This is a genomic window from Catenulispora sp. GP43 (assembly GCF_041260665.1).
In the GTDB taxonomy this organism is placed as follows: domain Bacteria; phylum Actinomycetota; class Actinomycetes; order Streptomycetales; family Catenulisporaceae; genus Catenulispora.
Genome location: NZ_JBGCCT010000003.1, coordinates 313,866 through 334,070, shown reverse-complemented (window position 1 = coordinate 334,070; position 20,205 = coordinate 313,866). Strand labels below are relative to the sequence as shown.

The window sequence follows — 20,205 nt, the reverse complement described above, 5'->3', positions numbered from 1 at the left end:
TTATGCGAACGTGGCCAGTCCGGCGCCCCATGCGGCCGGGATGTCGGCGTCCGGAGGAAACCGGCCGTCGATCTCCAGGCTCACCATGCCATGTGCGAAAGCCCACAGGGCCCGGGCTCTGGCCGCGTCGTCCCCGATGACCTTGAGGAGCGGCAGAGCGGCGCGTTCCTCGAGTCCCTCGGGGAGGAGATCCCTCCGGAGGGGCCTGTAGTTCATGAGCCTGTAGAGGTGCGGGTGCGCGACAGCGTATTCGCGGTAGGTCTTCGCCAGCGCCGCCAAGGGATTGTCGGCGTCGGCGATCGCGGCTTCCAGTGCTTCGGCGTACTCGAGGAATCCCTCCGCGACGACAAGGGCTTCCAGCGCGGTCTTGTCAGGAACGTGCTTATAGAGAGACGGTGCCTTGATACCCAGGGCGTCCGCGACGCGGCGCATCGTGAGGCCTTCAGGGCCTTCGGCGTCCAGCAGCGCACGAGCGGCCTCGGCGATCTGCCGCTGCCGCTCGGTGAGCGCTCCGGTGTGGTGCTCAGCCACGGATGAAGCCTTCCTTGGTGCGCAGGGTGTATCCGGCGACGCGGTCGATCGCGATGTGGAGCATCCAGGCCAGCAGGAAGGTGAACAGCGCGGGCACCTGCAGCGGGGACACTGAGTAGGCGACGGCGAGCGCGAACGGGATCCAGGTGCGGTGCGCGGTGTTGTAGAAGGGGACCGCCTTGCGGGGCAGCTGGCCCTGGCGGACCGGCTCGTGCGCGCCGGCGGCCGCGAAGAAGGTCAGATCCGGGGCGATCAGACCGCCGACCAGGGCCAGCCAGCTGCCGGCGCCGTGGTTCACACCCTCCAGGATCGCGAAGGCGGTGAGGAACACGGCCCAGGCGGCCCAGCCGCCGCGGCGCAGGGCGGAGGGGAGGTGGTGCTCGGTGGTCGCCATGGCGGAGTCGACGGTGGTCATCGTGGTCCCCAGTCTCGTGCGATGGGTCTGCGCGCCGCAATCGCGGCTAACGTCGTTAGCTTCACCGTAGGCTAACGGCATTAGCCTGTCAATCGCGCCGCTTCCGGTCCGGGTTCCCGGTGATGCAACCTGTTCTGGGGAGTCCGTGGTCTGTGGTGCGGAAGGGGGTACCGGATGCGTCCCGAGGACGAAGACGAGTTCCGCCGCTTCACGGCAGCGCGGTGGCCGGGGCTGGTGCGGACGGCGTATCTGCTCACGGGGGACCTCGGCCACGCCGAGGACCTCGCGCAGACCACGCTGATCAAGGCCTACCGGTCGTGGCACCGCGTGCGCGGGGTCGAGGACGTCGACGCCTACGTCCGCAAGATCCTGGTCAACGCCAACCGGAGCCGGTTCCGGTCCAAACGGCCGGTGGAGTACAGCGTCGCCACGGTCCCCGAGCACGCCGCCTGGCCGCCCGACGACGGCTGCGGGGTCGAGGAACGGGGCGTGCTGTTCGCCGCGCTCGCCACGCTGCCGCCGAAGCAGCGCGCGATCGTGGTGCTGCGGTACTGGGAGGACTTGGCGGAGAGCGAGGTCGCCGCGTTGCTCGGCTGCTCCGTCGGCACGGTCAAGAGTCAGGCCTCGCGCGCGCTGGCGAAGTTGCGGAACGACGCGGGGCTGGCGGGACTGTCCGCTTTCCACGGACCCGCGGCGGCGATGAAGGGAGCACGCACATGACGGACGAGGCCTGGGAGTGGGAGAGCGGCCTGCGCGAGGTCATGACGGGCACCGCGACCGCGGCCCGGGTCGCGGCGCCGCCGACCGAGGCGATCCTGCGGCGCGGACGCTCCTCGCTGCGCCGGCGCAACGGCCTGGCCGGGTCGGGGGTCCTCGGGGTGGTGGCGGCCGCGGTGATCGCAGGCACGTCGCTCGGGGCCGGATCCGCCGACGGCCAAGGCCCGCAGGCCGGTGTGGTCGGTGCCGGGGCCGCGGTGGTCACGCTGGGGCCGGCGTCGGCGAAGACGAAGGTCGTGGTCTACGACGACTACCGGTGCCCGCCGTGCCGGCAGGCCGACAGCGGGACAAGCGCCTTCCTCGAACAGGAAGCTGATTCCGGACGGATCCAGGTGGAGTACCGCCCGGTGAACCTGATCGACAGGTCCGGCGTGACGCCCGGGAGCGGCTCCCTGGCCGCGGGCAACGCTGTGCAGTGCGCGGCCGCGCAAGGCGACTTCTCGGCGTATCGCGGGGCGGTCTTCGCCAACCAGCCGCCGGAAACCGTCGACGCCTTCACGGCTTCGACGCTCATCGCGATAGCGCGCAAGATCCCTGGACTGGACACCGCGGCGTTCGAGAAGTGCGTGGACGATCAGCCCTTTGCGGCCGCGATCAACCTCAACTACGACAGCGCCTTCACCACGCTGCATTGCGAAGGCGTGCCCTGCATCACCGTCGACGGCAAGCAGTGGACCGGCGGCGTGCCGGCCGGCGGCGACCTCGGAAAGACCGTCGACGACTGGCTGGTGCGGGAGATCGCACCGCACTGAGGTCGTGCGCGGAAAACCCGTGGTCGCCGCCCCAGTTCGGGACTAGCTTGGCGACTCATGACAACCGACCCGAAAGCGATCATCGAGTCCGGATACGACGCCATGGCCGAGCAGTACCTGTCGGCGTACGGCGAGGGTGTGCCCGACGATCCGCGGGTCCGCTTCGTCGGCGAACTCGGGGGCCACCTCGGTGACGGAGCCCGGGTCCTCGAACTCGGATGCGGCGCCGGAATCCCCGCCACCGCCTTGCTGGCTCAGCGATTCGACGTGCTCGGCGTGGACATCTCCGCCGGCCAGCTGGCGCTCGCCGCGCAGCGGGTGCCGGCGGCGTCCTTCCTCAAGGCGGACATGACGAACCTGGACCTGCCCGAGGACTCCTTCGACGCGGTGACGGCCTTCTACAGCTTCAACCACATCCCCCGTGCGGAGCAGCGGCCGCTCCTGGACCGGATCGCCGGCTGGCTCCGTCCCGGCGGGCTGCTGCTGGCCTCCTTCGGCCGGGGCGGCTCCGCCGACGACGTCGAGCCCTGGCTCGGCGTCCCCATGTTCTTCTCCAGCCACGACCCCGCGACGAACGTCCGCCACCTCGCCGAGGCCGGCTTCACCCCGCTGCTGGACGAACTGGTGAACATGCGGACCGCGATGGGGAGCGAGAGCTGGCAGTGGGTGCTGGCGCGCGTCGCGGGCGACGGGGGCGAGGGTTAAGAACCAATCCCGAGGACCGCCGATGACGGGGCTGGAAGATCACCAGACCGGGCCCGGCTCCGGCGCGATTCGGCCAGACGAGTGGAAAACAGAAAAGACCCGGCTTCCTGATGATGATCACCAGGACCGGGCCTGTCTTCCTGCTCACAAGTGCGCGAGGGGGGAGTTGAACCCCCACGCCCTTTCGGGCACACGGACCTGAACCGTGCGCGTCTGCCTATTCCGCCACTCGCGCTCGCTCTTGCTGCACAAACATTAGCACGCGCCGAAGGTCGCTCCCGCCAATATGGCGACGGCCCCCGAGGTAGCGCTCGTCACATCCCGGTACGTCCGGTGATCGGCCGTTTCGGCGACCGGATTTACGATGGGAACCGGCAGGGGGTGTCGCACGTCCTTGTGACGAGAGGGTGTTCGCCTCCCGACATGCGGGCCGCTTGAGCGGGTCGCTTTCGGTCGGGCCGCTGAGCTGCGTGGGCGCGGCCGTGCGGCTGATCTCGCGGCGATGTGGGTACGCAGCGGGGGACGGGGTGGTTACGATCTCATCCGTAACAGGCACGCGGGCCGGACGTCGCAGGCGGCGGAGGGCGCGAGTGACCGTGGGTCCGACGACGACGGCGTCCCGACGAGGGCGCGCTGACGACAGAATGGTCTGCGAGGCCGGTCAACGCTAGGCTGGCGCGCCGGAAGGGGGTGTCCGTGGGAGTCCTACAGCGGTTCGAGCGACGCATCGAAGGGTTGGTCAACGGCGCCTTCGCCAAGGCATTCAAGTCCGAGGTCCAGCCGGTCGAGATCGCGTCCGCGCTTCAGCGCGAGTGCGATGACCGGGCGGCCATAGTCAGCCAGGGACGGACCATGGTGCCCAACGACTTCACGGTCGAGTTGGGCGGCGTGGACTACGAGAGGCTGGCGACGTACGCCGGCCCCCTGGGCGCTGAACTCGCCGAACTCGTCCGTGAGTACGGTGCGGAACAGCGCTATATGTTCGTCGGACCTGTCGAGGTGAAGTTCGCGCGTGCGGCCGATCTCGACACGGGGATGTTCCGGATCCAAAGTCAGGCGTTGGCAGGAGTGGTGCCCGTGTCTCAGATGCAAGGCGAGCCCCAGGGCTACGACCCCTACGGCCAGCCTCCCCCATACCAGGGCGGCCCGCAGGGCCCGGGTGGACCCCAGGGCCCCGGGGGTCCGCAGGGTCCCGGCGGCCTGCAGCCCGTGCCGCCGCCGAACCCGGTGCCGCAGCCCGCGCCGTGGGGCGCCCCGCAGCCGCCCCCGCAGGGCCAGGGCGGACCGCAGCCCGGCTGGGGCGCGCCGCCGCCCGGCGGCCAGGGCGGATACGACCAGGGCGGGTACGACCAGGGCGGGTACGACCCCTACGGCCAGCCGCCGCCGCAGCAGCCCGGCTGGGGCCCGCCCGGCGGGCAGCAACAGCAGCAGCAGTACGCGCCGCCGCAGCAGTCGCAGACCCAGTGCTGGGTGGAGATCAACGGCGCGCGGCACATGCTGACCAAGCCGGTCACCACGATGGGCCGCGGCACGGACGTCGACCTGCGGGTCGACGACCCGTCGGTGTCGCGCCGGCACGCCGAGATCCGCATCGGGACGCCGTCGTACGTGTCGGACCTGGGCTCCACCAACGGCATCGTGGTGGACAACCAGCACGTCACGCAGGCCCCCCTGCGGGACGGCTCGGTGATCCACCTGGGCACCACCACGATCATCTTCCGTCAGCAGGGCTAGGCCGAGGCGGACCGACGACAGATGTCCCAGCTGACCCTCACGGTGATCCGGCTCGCCTTCCTGGTGCTGCTCTGGCTGTTCGTGTTCTCCGCGGTCGGGGTCATGCGCTCCGACCTCTACGGATCCCGGAACAGCAAGCGCCAGCAGGCCAAGGCAGCCAAGGCCGCCGCCGCGTCGACCCAACAGGTTCCCGCGCGCGGCGGCGCCCGCCAGCCCTACAACCCCGGTGCCCGGCGCAGCGGCCCCCCGATGCCCACCCGCCTGGTGGTGGTCGGCGGCTCGCTGGCCGGCACCACGGTCAACATCACCAGCGGCCAGCAGGTGACGATGGGCCGCGCGCACGACTCGACCATCGTGCTGGACGACGACTACGCCTCCAGCCGGCACGCGAGGCTCTATCCGGACGCCTCCGGGCAGTGGATAGTCGAAGACCTCGGCTCCACCAACGGCACCTTCCTCGGGCAGACGAAGCTGAACGCGCCGACCGTGGCACAGATCGGTGTCCCGATCCGCATCGGCAAGACCGTGCTCGAGTTGCGCGCTTAGGGATAAGGAGAGGTGCCAGATGGCTCTTGTGCTCAGGTACGCGATCCGCTCCCATGTCGGGCTGATCCGGGAGGGCAACGAGGACTCCGGTTACGCCGGCCCGCGGCTGCTGGCGATCGCCGACGGGATGGGCGGCGCCGCCGCCGGTGAGCTGGCCAGCTCCGTCGTGATGACGACGGTTCTGCGGCTGGACTCGCCCGGCGGCGAGGACCTGCTGTCCGGCACCGGGGAGATGCCCGCGATGGTGCCCGGCGGCCAGGGCCGGCCCGGCCCCGGCGGCCCGGGCGGTCCGGGCGGTCCGCCCGCGCCCGGCCCGGGCGGCGTGTCGGACAACGAGCAGACCCTGCACATCTCCCAGCACGACCTGGCCGCCCGCGAGTCCGGCAACCCGCACTCGGCCCCCGACCCGGCCTTCGGCGAGCCCGACCTGGCGCTGCTGGGCGGCGCGGTGGTGGCGGCCAACGAGCGGCTGCGGGCCATCGTGGCCGAGCGCCCCGAGCTGGAGGGCATGGGCACCACGCTGACCGCGATGCTGTGGTCCGGCGGCCGGTTCGGCATGGTGCACGTCGGCGACTCCCGCGCCTACCGCCTGCGCGACGGCCTGCTGGAGCAGATGACCGCGGACCACACCTGGGTGCAGCGCCTGATCGACGAGGGCCGGATCACCGAGGAGGAGGCCGGGCACCACCCGCAGCGCTCCCTGCTGATGCGGGTCCTGGACGGCCGCACCCAGGTCGAGGCCGACATCGGTACCTTCGACGCCTACGCCGGCGACCGCTACCTGCTGTGCTCCGACGGCCTGTCGGGCTTCGTCTCCCAGGAGACGCTGGCCGAGACGCTGGCCGCCTACGCGGACCCGCAGCAGGCCGTGGACACGCTGATCGAGCTGGCGCTGCGGGCCGGCGGCCCGGACAACATCACCTGCATCGTCGCCGACACCCTCGACGACGGGACGATCCCGGGCGCCAGTCCCAACGAGGCCACGCAGATGCTGGGGTCGCTGACCCCGGTCGTGGTCGGCGCGGCCAGCGAGGGCGTCGAGCAGCTGCCCCGGTTCAGCACCCCGGCCGCCGGCGGCCAGCCCGCATCGGGCGGCCCGCCGCAGGACGACTTCCCGCAGAACCACCCGGCCGGCCGGGCCGCGCGGCTGCGCTCGCGCCGCAACCAGCAGAACCAGCAGATGGCCGAGCACCCGGGCGGACCGGTGGCCACCGCGCCCCAGCAGTTCGACCCGTCGGCGCAGACCACGGAGCTGGAGTCGGTGCCCGGGCAGCGCGGCCTGGTGCCGGAGGCGGAGAACCAGAACCCCCCCGGCGGTCGGCGCAGTGCCGGCGGCTACGGCGGACCGGACGGCGCGCCCGCCGGCCCCGGCGGGCCGGCCCCCGCCAAGCGCGGCAAGAAGGGCCTGTTCATCACCGGCGCGGTGGTCGTGGTGCTGGCCGCCGGCGCGGGCGGGGCGTATGTGTACAGCCAGGGGCAGTACTACGTGACGCCCTCCTCGGACAGCAAGCAGGTGCTGCTGTACCAGGGCATGTCGCAGCTGTCGTTCGCCGCGTCGCAGCAGACGATGGCCGAGGGCCCGCTGTGGATCAACTCGGTGCCGCAGAGCAAGCGCGCCGACCTGTACAAGACCGAATCGTTCGGCTCCGAGGGCGCCGCGCTGGCGTACCTGGAGCAGTACCGGGCGGCCGCGAAGTCCTGTGCCGACTACCGGCACAGCCAGACGACCGTCCAGAGCCAGGCGCTGAACCAGCCCGCGTCCGGCAAGCCGGCAGGCACCACGGTGCCGGGGCAGAACCTCGCCCCGACCACCCCGCCCGCGTCGTCCAAGGTCGGCGCCCCGCTGGCCAACGGCCCGGCGTCCACCCCGCCGAGCAACGCGCCGACCGGCGTCCCGACCGGCACGACCGCCTCGACCGGCGGCGTGCAGGGCACGCCGGAGCCGCAGAACCCCACGTCGTCGTCCTCGGCCCCCGGGACGCAGGGTGACGACCCGCAGATGAAGGCGTACTGCGCCGGAACAACGGACGGTCCTCAGTAGTGTCGATGTCAGCCGCCCCGCCCCGGCCCGAAGAACCGCTGATCCCCAAGCGCCGCAACACTGAGCTCCTGCTCAGTCTGTTCGCGGTGGCCGTCGCCATGTTCGCGTACGCCAACGTGGGCCTGGCCGACAACGGCAAGCTGCCGGCCGGCATGTGGGGCTACGGCGCGGGCCTGGCGGCGGTGGTGATCGTCGCCAACCTGCTGATCCGCTATGCCGCGCCCTACGCCGACCCGCTTTTCCTGCCGCTGGCGATCTTCCTCAACGGCATCGGCCTGGTGCTGATCCACCGCCTGGACATCTACGACTCCGAGCGGTTCCAGGCGCTGCACAAGCTGGACCCGACGAAGTACCACACCCCGCCCAGCGGGTCCACGACGAACCAGCTGATGTACACCGCGCTGGGCATCATCGCCCTGGCCCTGTTCCTGCTGTTCGTCAAGGACCACCGGATCCTGCAGCGCTACGCGTACATCTCGATGGTCACCGGCCTGTTCCTGGTCGCGATCCCGGCCGTGCTGCCGGCCTCGATCTCCAGCGCCAACGGCGCCAAGAGCTGGATCCGCTTCCCCGGCGGGGTCTCGATCCAGCCGGCCGAGTTCGGCAAGCTGCTGCTGGTGTCGTTCTTCGCCGCGTTCCTGATGGCCAAGCGCGACGCGCTGCGGGTGGCCTCGCGCCGCGTCTTCGGCCTGAACATCCCGCGCGGCCGCGACATGGGGCCGATCGCGGTCTGCTGGGTCCTGGCGATGCTCATCCTGGTCTTCGAGACCGACCTCGGTGTCTCGCTGATGTTCTTCGGCGCCTTCGTGGTGCTGCTGTACATCGCGACCGAGCGGACCTCGTGGCTGGTCTTCGGTGTCACCGCGTTCGTCGGCGGCGCTGTGTTCATCGCCACGACGGTGCCGCACGTCCAGGCGCGCGTGAACAACTGGCTGCACCCGTTCAACGGCGAGATCTGTGCCCAGGCGGGCGGGAAGAACTGCCCCTCGGACCAGATCTCGCAGTCCATCTACGGCTTCGCCACCGGCGGCATCTTCGGCAAGGGCCTGGACCAGGGCCGGCCCTGGCTGGTCGGGTTCGCCAAGAACGCCGACTTCATCCTGGTCACGGTCGGCGAGGAGCTCGGCATGGTCGGGCTGTTCGCGCTGATGATGGTCTACACGCTGTTCGTGATGCGCGGTTTCAAGACCGCGCTGCTGATCCGCGACAACTACGGCAAGCTGCTGGCCGCCGGTCTGTCCGTGACGTTCGCGCTCCAGGTGTTCATCACCGCCGGCGGCGTCATGCGCGTCATCCCGCTGACCGGTCTGCCGATGCCGTTCCTGGCCGCCGGTGGTTCGGCGCTGGTGGCGAACTGGGTCGTGGTCGCGCTGCTGATCCGGTTGTCCGACTCCGCGCGGCGTCCGCTGCCGCCGGCGATCCCGCTGTCCGACGACGAGCTGCGGGCCATGCGCCTGGCCGCCGCCCAGAAGATGCCGTCGAACGCCACTCCGGGCCGGCACGCGCAGCCCGCGCCGCCGCAGGGTCCCGCCGGTCCCGGCGGTCCCGGCGGTCCCGCCCGGCCGCACCCACTGGCCCAGCCGGGTCTCGGACAGACCGGTCTTGAGCAGAGCGGCTTGGCCCAGAGCGGGTTCGGCCCCGGCGGACCCGGTGGCCCCGGTGGACCCGGCGGACCTGCCGGGCCGACGCCTCCGGGCGCGACCGACCCCACCGAGCCGATGCCGGTGCGCCAGGCGAACGCCGCGGCGGCGGCCGGTGCCGGCGATGTGACGCAGGCCGTCCCCTCCCAGCCCCGCGGTTACGGAGAGCAGACGATGCTGCGCGCAGCGGAGGCGACCCAAGCGATCCAGGCCACATCCCAGCCGAGGTCGGAACCGGAACACGGGTCAACGGAGTCCTATACCCCGGTGTTCGAAGACGACGAAGAGGACGAAGACGTGCGGACGCGGCCGACCCCGGCACCCGGGGCGAACCCGGGTGACGCGCCGGGCCGGCCGGGCCCGTCTGAGCGGAGGTACGGACCGTGAACCAGCCCATCAGGCGGGTGGCCCTGTTCTGCTTCCTGCTCATCGCCAGCCTGCTCGTGAGCTCCAACTACCTGCAGGTGGTCAACGCCGACAGCTACAAGGCCCGGGCCGGCAACCAGCGCACCCTGCTGGACGCCTTCGCCTATCCGCGGGGCAAGATCCTCACCGCGGACGGCACCGTCATCGCGGACTCGGTCCCCTCCGGCGGTCTGTCCTACAAGTACCAGCGCACGTACCCGCTGAAGTCCGACTACGCCAACGTCACCGGCTGGAAGTCGATCGGCTACGGCTCCCGGGACATAGAGTCCGTCCTGGACGGCTACCTCGCGGGTACTGACAGCTCCGAGTCCGTGGCCAACTTCATGGACACGCTGACCGGCAAGTCCAAGAAGGGCGGCGACGTCCAGCTCACGCTGCAGAACGCGGTGCAGCAGGCCGCCATCAAGGGGCTGAACGGCCGCAGCGGCTCGGTGGTGGCGCTGGACCCGACCACCGGCGCGATCCTGGCGATGTACTCCAACCCGACCTTCGACCCCAACGGGATAGCGTCGAACGACGGCGACACCTCCTCGGCCGCGGGCAAGGCCCTGGAGTCGCAGAAGGACAAGCCGGACCTGAACCACGCTATCCAGGAGAACTACCCGCCCGGCTCGGTGTTCAAGATCGTCACCGCGGCCGCGGCCCTGGACTCCGGCCAGTTCACCGAGACCGGCCCGACCGGTGCCGACCCCAACTCCTACTCCGTCCCGGGCTCCGGCTACAACCTGCCCAACGAGGACGGCCCCTGCCCGGGCACCGACCTGAAGACCGCGCTGGCCCAGTCCTGCAACTCCGTCTACGGCTTCGTCGGCGCCAAGCTGGGCTCGCAGGTGATGTCCTCCTACGCCTCGAAGTTCGGCTTCAACGACCCGAGCCTGAAGATCCCGCTGGCGGTGGCGCAGTCGAACTTCCCGTCGGTGGCGAGCATCGGCAGCAACACCCTGGGTCTGGCGCAGGACTCGATCGGCCAGGGCGACACCCAGGTCACTCCGCTGCAGGCGGCGATGATCGCGGCCTCGGTGGCCAACGGCGGCACGATCATGCAGCCCTACCTGGTGGACAAGGAGACCGCGCCCAACGGCCACGTCACCTACAAGGGGTCGGACCACCAGCACGAGCTCAGCCAGGCCATGAGCCCGGCGACCGCGGCCACGCTCGACGACATGATGCAGAACGTGGTGGCCAACGGCACCGCGCAGCACGCTGGCATCCCCGGCATCCACATGGGCGCCAAGACCGGTACCGCGCAGCGCGGGCAGGGCCAGAACCCGCTGGCCTGGTTCGTCTGCTACGGCAGCGCCAACGGCAAGAAGGTCGCGGTGGCGGTCATGGTCGAGTCCAACGACCCCTCCATCCGCAGCGATATCAGCGGCGTCGGATTCGCCGGCCCCACGGCCCAGGCGGTGCTGAAGGCGGCGCTCGGCATGAGCTAGAAGTGACGGGACGGGCCCGGGTGGCGTGTCGGACCGGCCGGCCCGGGTAGCGGGAGGGCCGGTCCGAGGGCGATTCCGGCGGGCGGTCTGGCGCGGGAGCCGGTTCGGGGGATACTGCCGGAAGCAAGTTTTCGACTGAGACGATGTCAGACCGCCGCGCCACCCGCGCGACGATCGATGAGCTGGAGCGATGAGATGTCCGGAACCTACCCCGGGGCGGAACAGCCGCGGCGGCTCGGCGGCAGGTACGAGCTGGGCTCCGTGCTGGGCCGAGGCGGGATGGCCGAGGTCTTCATGGCCCGCGACACCCGCCTGGGCCGCACGGTCGCGGTGAAGACGCTGCGTGCCGACCTGTCCCGCGACCCCACGTTCCAGGCGCGGTTCCGCCGCGAGGCGCAGTCCGCGGCCTCGCTCAACCACCCTGCGATCGTGGCCATCTACGACACCGGCGAGGACTTCGAGAACGGCGTCTCGGTCCCCTACATCGTGATGGAGTACGCCGACGGCTCCACGCTGCGCGACCTGCTGCACTCCGGCCGCCGGCTGCTGCCCGAGCGGGCCCTGGAGATCACCGCCGGCGTGCTGCAGGCTCTGGACTACTCGCACCGCAACGGCATCATCCACCGCGACATCAAGCCCGCGAACATCATGCTGACCCGGTCCGGCACCGTGAAGGTGATGGACTTCGGCATCGCCCGGGCCATGGCCGACAACGGCATGACGATGACGCAGACCGCCGCGGTCATCGGTACCGCGCAGTACCTCTCGCCGGAGCAGGCCAAGGGCGAGACCGTGGACGCCCGCAGCGACCTGTACTCCACCGGCTGCCTGATGTTCGAGCTGCTCACCGGTCGGCCGCCGTTCGTCGGCGACTCCCCGGTGGCCGTGGCCTACCAGCACGTGCGCGAGGAGCCGCAGCCGCCGTCGTCCTACGACCCCGAGGTCAGCCCGGCGATCGACGCGGTGGTGCTGAAGTCGCTGGCCAAGACGGCCGATGCGCGATACCAGTCGGCCACCGAGATGCGCGCCGACATCGAGCGGGTGCTCGACGGCCGGCCGACCGAGGCGCAGACCGCGGTGCTGGGCGCGGCGAACATGCCGACCCAGCGGCTGGACCCGCGCCAGGTGGGTGCCGCGGCGGCGGTCGGCCAGACCCGGGCGATGCCCGCGGTCGAGGCGCCGACCGGCTACCAGCAGCCCGCCACGGCGCGCTACGACGACGAGTACGGGGACTCGGGCCGTCCGCCGGCCCCGCCGCGCCGTGCTGAGCCGCGCCGTCCTCCGGAGCCGGAGAAGAGCGGCCGGACCGGGTACATCATCCTGGCCGTGGCCGGTATCGCGGCGGTCATCGCCGCGGTCCTGCTGGCCAAGTCGCTGCTGAAGTCCGGTGGCAACGCCAACTCCAAGGCGGTGCCGGACTTCGGCATCGGGGTGAAGAACGTCCAGCAGGCGCAGCAAATGCTGGGGCAGCCGGACTACGCGGGGTTCAGCCTGGCCGCCGGCAGCGGCAAGGACTGCCCCGCCGGAACCGACGTGCACTCCGGGAACGCCGGGACGATCATCGCCCAGAACCCGGCGGCCGGGACCTACGGGAAGCCGGGGCCGATCACCTACTGCCTGTCGCTGGGCCCGCAGAACGGCACGGTGCCGCAGAAGGCCACCCTCAACGGAATGAACCAGGACCAGCTGAGGCAGTACCTGACCGGTGCCCACTTCGACCTCAGCAACCCGCTGATCACCTCGCAGCCGGATCCCAAGGTCCCGAGCGGCAACATCATCGACGTGGTCGACGCCGGCAGCAACAACGCGATCCTCGACGGCAAGCAGGTCCCCGACGTGACCAAGGTCCAGATCGGCTGGATCGTCTCCAGCGGTCCGGCGAAGGCCACGCTCAGCACCGGGAACTTCGCCGGCCAGCCGTACGGCGGCGTCGTCAACCAGATCAAGGGCGAGGGCTTCAGCAACGTCACGGCCACGGTCGACAACACCGCCAACGGTCAGCAGCCCGGCGACGTGACCCGGATCAGCCCGACGCCGGACGGCCAGTACCCCGCCGACACGCCGATCGTGGTCTACTACGCGCCGCAGCCGCCGGCGCCGCCGACCAGTTCGTCGAGCTCCCAGCAGCAGTGCGACCCGTCGGACCCGACCTGTCAGGGCGGCAACCCCACGACGACGACGTCCGGACCGGGCAACGGCCAGACCTCGTCGAACAACCCCATCTGCAACTTCGACCCGTCGGCCCCGGGCTGCCCGAGCAACCCGTCGACGTCCAAGAAGGGCGGCGGCAACTAAGCGGTTCCCGCTATAGCGAAGCCCCGCACGGAATTCCGTGCGGGGCTTCGCTATGCGCTGTTCTCTAGTTCGCTGCGCTCAGCACCACCGGTGCGAGTCCGGCGGAGCGCTCGACCGCTCCGGCGTCCCCGCATACCGTCAGCCAGTTCGCCAGCATCCGGTGCCCGCCCTCGGTGAGGACGGACTCGGGGTGGAACTGCACCGCCTCGACCGGGAGTTCGGGGTGCCGGATGCCCATGATGACGCCGGAGTCGGTGCGCGCGGTGACGACGAGGTCCGCCGGCAGCGTGTCGGGCTCTATGGCCAGCGAGTGGTAGCGCGTGGCGGTGAACGGATCCGGAAGGCCCTGGAAGACGCCCGCGCCGTCGTGCGTGACCGTGCTGGTCTTGCCGTGCAGCAGTTCCGGGGCGCGGCCGACCACGGCGCCGTGCGCCACCGCGATGGACTGCAGGCCCAGACAGACGCCGAAGACCGGGATCCGGTGCTGCTCCGCGTAGCCGACCATCTTCACGCAGATGCCGGCCTCCTCGGGCGTTCCCGGGCCGGGAGAGAGCAGGACGCCGTCGTAGTCGTGCGCGGCTTCGACGCCGATCGCGTCGTTGCGCACCACCTCGCACTCCGCGCCGAGCTGGTACAGGTACTGAACGAGGTTGTAGACGAAGCTGTCGTAGTTGTCGACGACCAGGATCCGCGCTGCCATGCGGTGAGCCTACCGGCAGCGGGGAGCGGCTACTGGGAGACGGTGTTGCCGCTGAACGGCATCAGCGGTTCGATCCAGGGGAAGACCCAGCCGAACAGGAGCACCACGACCAAGGCCGCGACGGCCAGGGCGATGAGGATCCTCGCGTAGACGGGCCCGGGAAGGTGCCGCCACAGAAACGCGTACATCGCCAACTCCTCTCTCTACAGACTTCTCTATAGAGCTCTCTATGAGGTTTTACCAGAGTCCTATTGGAACTTGGGGGCGTTCACCGTCAATGCCGGGGGCGCGCCAGCCGATCGTGGCTGCCGGCCGATCAGCTCGCCGGTGACGATCATGCGCTGGGTGGAGGCCCACCACGGGTTGCAGGTGGTCAGCGTGATCAGTTTCCGGGAGGGCGTCGCACCCGGGTGGTCCGGGACCGGGGCCACGACGCCGAGGTCGGTCGGGTCGACGATGAACGGGTCGCGGTCCTCGCGGTAGGTGTACCAGGCGTCGGCGGTCTCGACCACGATCAGGTCGCCGGCGCGCATCTCGTCGAGGTAGCGGAAGGGTTCGCCGTGCGTCTTGCGGTGCCCGGCGACGGCGAAGTTGCCGACCAGGCCCGGCATGGCCGAGTCCTTGTAGTGGCCGACTCCGCGGCCCAACAGGTCCAGGGTGGTGCCCTGCAGGACCGGGATCGACTTGTCGCCGAGCCGCGGGATGTGCAGGATCGCGAACGCGGCGCCGGCGGTGCCGTGGCTGTCGGCGGTGTCGAACGGGCCGGTGGCCGCCGGCGCGGCGGAGCGCGCGGCCGGCGTCTCGCCCCACAGCTTGTGCAGGTCCGAGACCTCGGACTGCATCGCCTCGTCGGCGACCACATTGGTGTAGAAGAGCTGGTAGGCGCAGAACAGGAAGAGCACCATGCCGAGCGTGATCAGGATCTCACCGACGGATCGGATCGCTGTTCGCGCACGGTCAGCCCACATTCCGCCAGTTTGTCGGCATTACTGGGCCGGGGAGGCGAACGACACGTCCAGCGGGCCGGTGTAGCCCGGGAGTGTCACTCGATCGCGTGCCTTCACGTCCCAACCGAGGCCGTATGCGCTGACGTATTCCAGGTAGGTCTGCACGGCCGGGGCGGCCAGCAGCGAGGCGCGCAGCTTGGTCGGGTCGCCGACCGCGGTGATCACGTAGGGCGGGGAGTAGACACGCCCCTGGAGCAGCAGGGTGTTCCCGACGCAGCGCACCGCCGAGGTGGGGGCCAGGCGCTGGTCCATGAGCTGGATCCCGGTCGCGCCGCCGGCCCACAACGCGTTCACCACGGCCTGCACGTCCTGCTGGTGGATGATCAGCCAGTCCGGCTGCGGTGCCGGCGCCCCGGCGGCGGGCTGGGTGTTCGGCGGGGCGTCGTTGAGGGTCACCGCCAGGGCCGAGCCGCTGACCGGAGTCAGGGCGACCCGGCCGGCCAGCGCGTCCGCCTGGTCCTGGGCCGCCTTGACGCGGGCGTCGGCGCTCTGGGCCCGGGTCAGCGCGTCCTGGTTCGCGCGCTGGGCCGCCACCTGCTCGGTAAGCTGTTGGTTGTGGGCGTTCTGCGCCCGGATCACGTCGGAGAGCTGCGCTCCCCGGTCCGGCCGGATGTCCCCCTGGCCGTTCGCGGTGTCCCTGGCCGTCAGGAACAGCGCCCCGGCGAGGGCGAACACCAGCACCACCCCGGTGTGCCAAGCCACCCGGGAGGGCCGGAGGGGCCCGCGTCCGCCGGCCGGCTCCGGGCCGGTTCCCGCTTCGGGTTCGTCCAGCTGATCGCGCCCTGACGCCATGGCGGATACGCTATCGGACGCACCCTGTCGCATGCCCGATCGAGGCCGCACAGCAGCCGAGCAATCCAGGAGTGAACCGTGCCCGAGTCGAAGGTCCGCAAGAAGGCCGCGTACACCCCGCCGCCGGACAAGAAGCAGCCGATCAAGCTGGACACCGGGAACCGGGTCGTGCTGCCGCTGATGGTCGGGTGCTTCCTGCTCGGCCTGCTGTGGATAGTCGTCTACTACCTGTCGAACATGACGTACCCGGTGTCGGCGCTGGGCGGCTGGAACATGGCCGTCGGCTTCGGTCTGATCATCACCGGCTTCATCGCGTCCATGAAGTGGAAGTAGCGGCGGAGCGTTCTGCGTGCTGTCGTCACCGACCGTGCCCGGCTGCTGCCTAACACAACGTCCACAGGCTTATCCCCAGTGTGGATAAGCACCGGAAGCCTGTGGATAACTCTCCGGGCCGTCGGTGATGACCCTGGTCACACCGGGTGAGTACGCTGCGCCGTCGACGGTGCGCGTCCGGTTGGCCGGATCGTTCAGATGGGCGGTGTGCACGGCCGTGGCGGCGATCGCCAGGGCCAGCACCACCGCCATGGTGCCGAAGCCGAGCCAGTTGAGCAGCCGCACCTGCTGCTCGCGCGGCGCCCTGGCCTTGCCGAACAGGCCGATGAGCTCCGGGGCGTAGGCGTAGACCGCGCCGATCAGCGCCCCGGCCACCACGCCGCCGACGTGGTCGCGCCAGTCGATGTTGGTGTTCTGCAGCGGGATCACGATGTTGATGACCAGCACCACGACGATCATGCCGGGGTCCAGGATCTTGCGCCGCAGCCCGATCACCACCAGACAGCCGAACACCGCGGAGATGGCGCCGGAGGCGCCCAGGCTCGCCGGGCTCAGCGCGGTCATGAACCAGTAGGACGTCACCGCCCCGGCCAGGCCGCCGATCAGGTAGACCAGCGCGAAGCGCAGCCGGCCCAGCATCGCCTCCAGCATCGGGCCGATGAAGAACAGCGAGATCATGTTCGAGGCGATGTGCACGATGTTCGCGTGCAGGAACATCGAGGTGACCAGGCGGTACCACTCGCCGTTGGCCACGCCTATCGGCTGGCCGTCCACCCAGGTGCCCTTGGCGATCAGCTCCAGCCGCATGTCCAGGGTGTTGACCTGGAACACCCCGCCGCCGGCCGCGCCGACCTGCGAGGTGCCGACGATGTGCTGCAGGCCGAACATCACGAAGTTCAGCGCGATCAGACTGTAGGTGACCACCGGGACCACCCGGGGCCGCAGCACCGCGCCGAACGGGGACCGGGCCTTGGGCACCTGCTGGGCGCCGCCGCGGACGCAGTCCGGACACTGGAACCCGACCGAGGCCGGCACCATGCACTCCGGGCAGATGCGGCGCTCGCAGCGGGTGCAGCGGATCTGCGCCTCCCGCCCCGGGTGCCGGTAGCAGGCCGGGAGTTCGGTCGCGGGCACGGAAGGGCTGCCTGGGCTGCCTGGCGGCATCGTCACGGTGGTCCTCTTTTGATACTGCGACGCGAAGGTTCCGGTTTCGATCGGCCGGATCGAATGTAGAGGAAACGAACACGCGGGGCACGGAGTTTCCTCCGGGCCCCGCGCGTGCCGGGCTCAGCCCTCGCGGCGCTCGACGACGATGCTCTCGATCACGACCGGGTTCAGCGGACGGTCCTGCGCACCGGTCGGCACGGCCGAGATCTCGTCCACGACCTTGCGGCTGTCGGCGTCCACGACCTCACCGAAGATGGTGTGCTTGCCGTTGAGGTGGGTCGGCCGGCGCGGGGTCGGCACCGTGATGAAGAACTGCGAGCCGTTGGTCCCCTTGCCGTTGCGGACACCCGCGTTGGCCATGGCCAGCAGGTAGTCGCGGTCGTTGAAGGTCTGGTCCGGGTGCGGCTCGTCGTCGAAGACGTAGCCGGGGCCGCCGAAGCCCTGGCCCAGCGGGTCGCCGCCCTGGATCATGAACTGCGGGATGATCCGGTGGAAGATCGTGCCGTTGTACAGCGGCTTGGTCGACGTCTCGTTGGTCTCGGGGTGCGTCCACTCCCGGGTCCCCTCCGCCAGACCCACGAAGTTGGCGACCGTCTTCGGCGCGTAGTCCGGAAGCAGCCGCACCACGATGTCACCGTGGTTCGTCTTGATGGTGGCGTACAGGTTCTCGGCCACAGTCTGTTGCCTTTCGGTTTCTGTCGTATGGACGCTCTCCATCCTCGCACGGAAGCACGCTCACCCTCTGAGTAGCCCCAATGGCCCTGAGTGAGGTTGTCTGGAGGGGAGGCCGGGCAGGCACGAACTCGAGCCGCTTGCCAGGTCGACCCTGCTTCCGGCGGCGCTGCCCGACGGGGCCGCCGGGCAGCGGTGAACACCAGATGTGAGGAGAGGCGAGGCGACGATGAGGATGCCGTTCAGTCACGAAAAGCCGGCCAGTCGTATGGAGCGGGCGCGCTGCGCCGTCCGCGACAGGACCTCCGGCGCGGCCCAGACGGTCTCGGAAGCGGCCGGGACCGCCCAGTCCGCGGCGATGCAGGCCGCCGGGGTCGCACAGGGCACGGCGGTGCAGGTCGCCGACCGTGCGAACGTGGTCGCCCAGCAGGTCGCCGACCGGGCCTCGGTCGCGGCCGCGGTGATGGCCGAGCGGGCCCGCCCGGTGGCCGCCGAGGCCGCGGCCCGCGGCGGCGCGGCCTGGCAGGCCATCCGGTACGGCGCCCCGCAGCCCTCGCCGATGACGCGGATCGCCTCGGTCATGCCGGTGGCCGTGGTGACCTCGGCCCGGCGCGGGCGCGCCCCGCTCGGCCTGATGGTGCTCGGCGCGGCCGGCGCGGTCGGCCTGCTGTGGTGGCGCCGGTCGCGGTCCAACGCCGACAGCGTGTGGATCCTGGACACCGACACCGACGTCGAGCCGGTCGGCCGCTGGCAGGAGCGCGACAGCCGGGCCTCGGCGGACGACACCATGGAGTCCGGCCGGCGCGAGTCGCCGGCCAACCGCTGGCCCTGAGCACCGCCTCCCGCCTGATCCGACCACCCCACCGAAAGGGGTCGCGGGATGATAGCCGTCGCGCTGGGGCTGCTCAGCCTCGTGGTGATGATCGCCACCGGAGTTGCCGCCTCCAGCACCGGCGGGGACCACCTGGTCTTCCTGGGGGTGGGCGTCCAGACCACCACGGCGCAGGTCTTCCTCACCGGCGCGATATTCGGCTGGGTCTTCGTGATCGCGCTCTGGCTGCTCCGCGTGGGGATGCAGCGGTCCGGGGCGCGGTGCGCGCAGCTGGCCGCACGCCGCAGCCGGCGCGCGAGCCGGTGGCTCGGTTTCGGCGAGGACGACGCGGACGCCGACGGCTGGGGCGGATGGGACGAGTGGGGCTCCGTGGGGTGGCGAGGCGGGGGTGACCGGAGCGGCCGGAAGACCGGCGGTCTGCGCTTCCAGGCCGGCACCGCGCTCGACCCCGACGGTGCCCGGCCCGACGCCGCCCTGCCCGACGGGATCGTCGGCCGGACCGGCGCGACTGGTCACGGCCGCGGCACCCCATGGCGTCCCGACAGCGGCGCCGACAAGACACACCGGGCCGTCGCAGGCACAGCGGATCACCCTGGCGCGTTGGGCGGCGGCCACCCGCCGCGCCCAGTCACAGGGCACTTCCCCGGCATCGGCGTGGACGGCCGCGCTCAGCGCCGCCAGATCGGCGGCGGCCCCGGCCCGGTGCCGGGCGAGGACCGCGGCGCCGAGGGCGAGTACCGCCCCGGTGAGGGCGGTCAGTAGGCCCGCCAGCAGCGCGGCGTAGACCGTGGCCGAGCCCCGGTCACGGACCCGGTGCGTCGTCTGGGTTCTCACTTCCCTCACCTCCCTCATCTCCCACGGTGGCTTCGTCGGCCTCGTAGGCCTCGGCGTGCACGGTGAACGCCCGCAGCATCGGCAGTCCGGCCACCGGCGCGGCGACCGAGACGCGGATCAGGCCGTCTTCTGTCGTGATGCGCACCGTCGCGCCGGGAGCGGCGCGGGCGACCGCGGTCTGGACGGCTGCGGCCGGCTCACCGCGGGCCGCGGCGCGCGCGCCCAGGCGTGCGGCGTCGACACAGCGGATCTGTGTCGCCAGACCGGCCAGGATCCCGGCGAGCGCCACGGTGAACAGCACCAGGCTCGGAATGGCCAGCGCCGCCTCGACCGTGGCGTAGCCGGCATCGGGCTGTCTGGGCTGTCCCGGCCGGCGCATCAGAACGCCGTGTTCAAAGCCTTGCGCAGCACCGCGGTGAGCCCGTTCTGCACCATCGGGCTCGTGATCACCTTGTACAGGATCACGGCGAAGGCGCAGGCGGCGAGGGTTCCCAGGGTGTACTCGACGGTCGACATGCCGTCGTCGCGGCGGAGTCTTCGGCCGATGGGGTGTCTCATGGTTCTTCCTTCCGG

The 20,205-nt window shown here is 70.9% G+C and carries 20 protein-coding genes, 1 tRNA gene and 2 pseudogenes; 11 read left to right on the top strand and 12 right to left on the bottom strand.

Going from position 1 to position 20,205, the window contains the following annotated elements:
- Both ABH926_RS08740 and ABH926_RS08735 read right to left on the bottom strand, forming a co-directional pair.
- Complete coding sequence (locus tag ABH926_RS08740) at nucleotides 1-531, bottom strand: TetR/AcrR family transcriptional regulator (RefSeq protein ID WP_370364889.1); 531 nt, start codon at nucleotides 529-531, stop codon at nucleotides 1-3.
- Nucleotides 524-946 (bottom strand): DUF4260 family protein, encoded by a 423-nt coding sequence (locus ABH926_RS08735; protein WP_370364888.1) that lies wholly within the window; start codon nucleotides 944-946, stop codon nucleotides 524-526. The genes ABH926_RS08740 and ABH926_RS08735 overlap by 8 nt, the downstream gene beginning before the upstream one ends.
- Before the next feature lie 174 nt (nucleotides 947-1,120).
- On the opposite strand from ABH926_RS08735, the gene ABH926_RS08730 reads away from it, so the two are divergent.
- From ABH926_RS08730 to ABH926_RS08720, 3 genes are read left to right on the top strand one after another with little or no spacing between them, the layout of a single operon-like run.
- Nucleotides 1,121-1,666 carry a SigE family RNA polymerase sigma factor gene (locus ABH926_RS08730; protein WP_370364887.1) on the top strand — a complete coding sequence of 182 codons (546 nt, stop codon included), beginning with the start codon at nucleotides 1,121-1,123 and terminating at the stop codon, nucleotides 1,664-1,666.
- Complete coding sequence (locus ABH926_RS08725; RefSeq protein ID WP_370364886.1) at nucleotides 1,663-2,475, top strand: DsbA family protein; 813 nt, start codon at nucleotides 1,663-1,665, stop codon at nucleotides 2,473-2,475. The genes ABH926_RS08730 and ABH926_RS08725 overlap by 4 nt, the downstream gene beginning before the upstream one ends.
- Nucleotides 2,476-2,532: 57 nt before the next feature.
- Nucleotides 2,533-3,180, top strand: coding sequence for a class I SAM-dependent methyltransferase (locus ABH926_RS08720; RefSeq protein WP_370364885.1), 648 nt, complete (start codon nucleotides 2,533-2,535; stop codon nucleotides 3,178-3,180).
- A 151-nt stretch (nucleotides 3,181-3,331) separates the two neighbouring features.
- On the opposite strand, the gene ABH926_RS08715 is transcribed toward ABH926_RS08720, so the two are convergent.
- A tRNA-Leu gene (locus ABH926_RS08715) sits at nucleotides 3,332-3,415 on the bottom strand.
- A gap of 461 nt (nucleotides 3,416-3,876) precedes the next feature.
- Here ABH926_RS08715 and ABH926_RS08710 point away from each other — a divergent pair.
- The 6 genes and pseudogenes from ABH926_RS08710 (at nucleotide 3,877) to pknB (ending at nucleotide 13,295) form a co-directional block, all read left to right on the top strand.
- Complete coding sequence (locus ABH926_RS08710) at nucleotides 3,877-4,914, top strand: FhaA domain-containing protein (RefSeq protein ID WP_370364884.1); 1,038 nt, start codon at nucleotides 3,877-3,879, stop codon at nucleotides 4,912-4,914.
- 21 nt (nucleotides 4,915-4,935) lie between these two features.
- Nucleotides 4,936-5,460 (top strand): FHA domain-containing protein, encoded by a 525-nt coding sequence (locus tag ABH926_RS08705; protein WP_370364883.1) that lies wholly within the window; start codon nucleotides 4,936-4,938, stop codon nucleotides 5,458-5,460.
- A 19-nt stretch (nucleotides 5,461-5,479) separates the two neighbouring features.
- Nucleotides 5,480-7,501 (top strand): hypothetical protein, encoded by a 2,022-nt coding sequence (locus ABH926_RS08700; protein WP_370364882.1) that lies wholly within the window; start codon nucleotides 5,480-5,482, stop codon nucleotides 7,499-7,501.
- 5 nt (nucleotides 7,502-7,506) lie between these two features.
- Nucleotides 7,507-8,943 (top strand): annotated as a pseudogene (locus tag ABH926_RS08695) (FtsW/RodA/SpoVE family cell cycle protein); the annotation flags it as partial.
- A gap of 581 nt (nucleotides 8,944-9,524) precedes the next feature.
- Nucleotides 9,525-11,000 (top strand): peptidoglycan D,D-transpeptidase FtsI family protein, encoded by a 1,476-nt coding sequence (locus tag ABH926_RS08690; protein WP_370364881.1) that lies wholly within the window; start codon nucleotides 9,525-9,527, stop codon nucleotides 10,998-11,000.
- A gap of 195 nt (nucleotides 11,001-11,195) precedes the next feature.
- Nucleotides 11,196-13,295, top strand: a complete 2,100-nt coding sequence (pknB, locus tag ABH926_RS08685) for a Stk1 family PASTA domain-containing Ser/Thr kinase (protein ID WP_370364879.1) — start codon at nucleotides 11,196-11,198, stop codon at nucleotides 13,293-13,295.
- A gap of 64 nt (nucleotides 13,296-13,359) precedes the next feature.
- Here pknB and ABH926_RS08680 read toward each other — a convergent pair whose 3' ends face one another.
- The 4 genes from ABH926_RS08680 to ABH926_RS08665 are packed head-to-tail and all read right to left on the bottom strand — an operon-like array spanning nucleotide 13,360 to nucleotide 15,794.
- Entirely contained in the window at nucleotides 13,360-13,995 is a 636-nt protein-coding gene (locus tag ABH926_RS08680) for an aminodeoxychorismate/anthranilate synthase component II (protein ID WP_370364878.1), read from the bottom strand.
- A 29-nt stretch (nucleotides 13,996-14,024) separates the two neighbouring features.
- Nucleotides 14,025-14,183 (bottom strand): hypothetical protein, encoded by a 159-nt coding sequence (locus ABH926_RS08675; protein ID WP_370364876.1) that lies wholly within the window; start codon nucleotides 14,181-14,183, stop codon nucleotides 14,025-14,027.
- Nucleotides 14,184-14,243: 60 nt separating this feature from the next.
- Entirely contained in the window at nucleotides 14,244-14,963 is a 720-nt protein-coding gene (locus tag ABH926_RS08670) for a class E sortase (protein ID WP_370364875.1), read from the bottom strand.
- An 18-nt stretch (nucleotides 14,964-14,981) separates the two neighbouring features.
- A complete protein-coding gene (locus ABH926_RS08665; protein ID WP_370364874.1) occupies nucleotides 14,982-15,794 on the bottom strand; it encodes a DUF881 domain-containing protein in 813 nt (270 codons plus the stop codon).
- A 78-nt stretch (nucleotides 15,795-15,872) separates the two neighbouring features.
- Between ABH926_RS08665 and crgA the strand changes: the two genes are divergently transcribed.
- Nucleotides 15,873-16,127: a cell division protein CrgA gene (crgA, locus tag ABH926_RS08660; RefSeq protein WP_370364873.1), complete on the top strand. Its 255-nt coding sequence runs from the start codon at nucleotides 15,873-15,875 to the stop codon at nucleotides 16,125-16,127.
- A gap of 69 nt (nucleotides 16,128-16,196) precedes the next feature.
- On the opposite strand, the gene ABH926_RS08655 is transcribed toward crgA, so the two are convergent.
- Both ABH926_RS08655 and ABH926_RS08650 read right to left on the bottom strand, forming a co-directional pair.
- Nucleotides 16,197-17,261, bottom strand: a complete 1,065-nt coding sequence (locus tag ABH926_RS08655) for a rhomboid family intramembrane serine protease (RefSeq protein ID WP_370364872.1) — start codon at nucleotides 17,259-17,261, stop codon at nucleotides 16,197-16,199.
- Between the two features lie 153 nt (nucleotides 17,262-17,414).
- Complete coding sequence (locus tag ABH926_RS08650; RefSeq protein WP_370364871.1) at nucleotides 17,415-17,969, bottom strand: peptidylprolyl isomerase; 555 nt, start codon at nucleotides 17,967-17,969, stop codon at nucleotides 17,415-17,417.
- A 232-nt stretch (nucleotides 17,970-18,201) separates the two neighbouring features.
- Between ABH926_RS08650 and ABH926_RS08645 the strand changes: the two genes are divergently transcribed.
- On the top strand, nucleotides 18,202-18,798 hold the full coding sequence (locus tag ABH926_RS08645; protein ID WP_370364870.1) for a hypothetical protein: 597 nt from the start codon (nucleotides 18,202-18,204) through the stop codon (nucleotides 18,796-18,798).
- 555 nt (nucleotides 18,799-19,353) lie between these two features.
- Here the strand turns inward: ABH926_RS08645 and ABH926_RS08640 are convergent.
- The 3 genes and pseudogenes from ABH926_RS08640 to ABH926_RS08630 all read right to left on the bottom strand — a co-directional run.
- A pseudogene (locus ABH926_RS08640) lies at nucleotides 19,354-19,650 on the bottom strand (Rv3654c family TadE-like protein); the annotation flags it as partial.
- The gene (locus ABH926_RS08635) at nucleotides 19,601-20,011 is read right to left on the bottom strand and encodes a TadE family type IV pilus minor pilin (RefSeq protein WP_370364869.1); all 411 of its coding nucleotides are present in this window, start codon (nucleotides 20,009-20,011) and stop codon (nucleotides 19,601-19,603) included. The gene ABH926_RS08635 and the pseudogene ABH926_RS08640, both read right to left, overlap by 50 nt.
- The gene (locus ABH926_RS08630; protein WP_370364868.1) at nucleotides 20,011-20,190 is read right to left on the bottom strand and encodes a DUF4244 domain-containing protein; all 180 of its coding nucleotides are present in this window, start codon (nucleotides 20,188-20,190) and stop codon (nucleotides 20,011-20,013) included. The genes ABH926_RS08635 and ABH926_RS08630 overlap by 1 nt, the downstream gene beginning before the upstream one ends.
- Between the last annotated feature and the right edge of the window lie 15 nt (nucleotides 20,191-20,205).

Excerpts from the sequence above, each read along its gene's own strand:
- ABH926_RS08670 (WP_370364875.1), bottom strand. The coding sequence starts at position 14,963 with ATGTGGGCTGACCGTGCGCGAACAGCGATCCGATCCGTCGGTGAGATC.
- ABH926_RS08635 (WP_370364869.1), bottom strand. The coding sequence starts at position 20,011 with ATGCGCCGGCCGGGACAGCCCAGACAGCCCGATGCCGGCTACGCCACG.
- ABH926_RS08720 (WP_370364885.1), top strand. The coding sequence starts at position 2,533 with ATGACAACCGACCCGAAAGCGATCATCGAGTCCGGATACGACGCCATG.
- ABH926_RS08675 (WP_370364876.1), bottom strand. The coding sequence starts at position 14,183 with ATGTACGCGTTTCTGTGGCGGCACCTTCCCGGGCCCGTCTACGCGAGG.
- ABH926_RS08725 (WP_370364886.1), top strand. The coding sequence starts at position 1,663 with ATGACGGACGAGGCCTGGGAGTGGGAGAGCGGCCTGCGCGAGGTCATG.
- ABH926_RS08700 (WP_370364882.1), top strand. The coding sequence starts at position 5,480 with ATGGCTCTTGTGCTCAGGTACGCGATCCGCTCCCATGTCGGGCTGATC.
- ABH926_RS08730 (WP_370364887.1), top strand. The coding sequence starts at position 1,121 with ATGCGTCCCGAGGACGAAGACGAGTTCCGCCGCTTCACGGCAGCGCGG.
- ABH926_RS08645 (WP_370364870.1), top strand. The coding sequence starts at position 18,202 with ATGCCGTTCAGTCACGAAAAGCCGGCCAGTCGTATGGAGCGGGCGCGC.
- ABH926_RS08735 (WP_370364888.1), bottom strand. The coding sequence starts at position 946 with ATGACCACCGTCGACTCCGCCATGGCGACCACCGAGCACCACCTCCCC.
- ABH926_RS08630 (WP_370364868.1), bottom strand. The coding sequence starts at position 20,190 with ATGAGACACCCCATCGGCCGAAGACTCCGCCGCGACGACGGCATGTCG.
- ABH926_RS08705 (WP_370364883.1), top strand. The coding sequence starts at position 4,936 with ATGTCCCAGCTGACCCTCACGGTGATCCGGCTCGCCTTCCTGGTGCTG.
- ABH926_RS08680 (WP_370364878.1), bottom strand. The coding sequence starts at position 13,995 with ATGGCAGCGCGGATCCTGGTCGTCGACAACTACGACAGCTTCGTCTAC.
- ABH926_RS08665 (WP_370364874.1), bottom strand. The coding sequence starts at position 15,794 with ATGGCGTCAGGGCGCGATCAGCTGGACGAACCCGAAGCGGGAACCGGC.
- pknB (WP_370364879.1), top strand. The coding sequence starts at position 11,196 with ATGTCCGGAACCTACCCCGGGGCGGAACAGCCGCGGCGGCTCGGCGGC.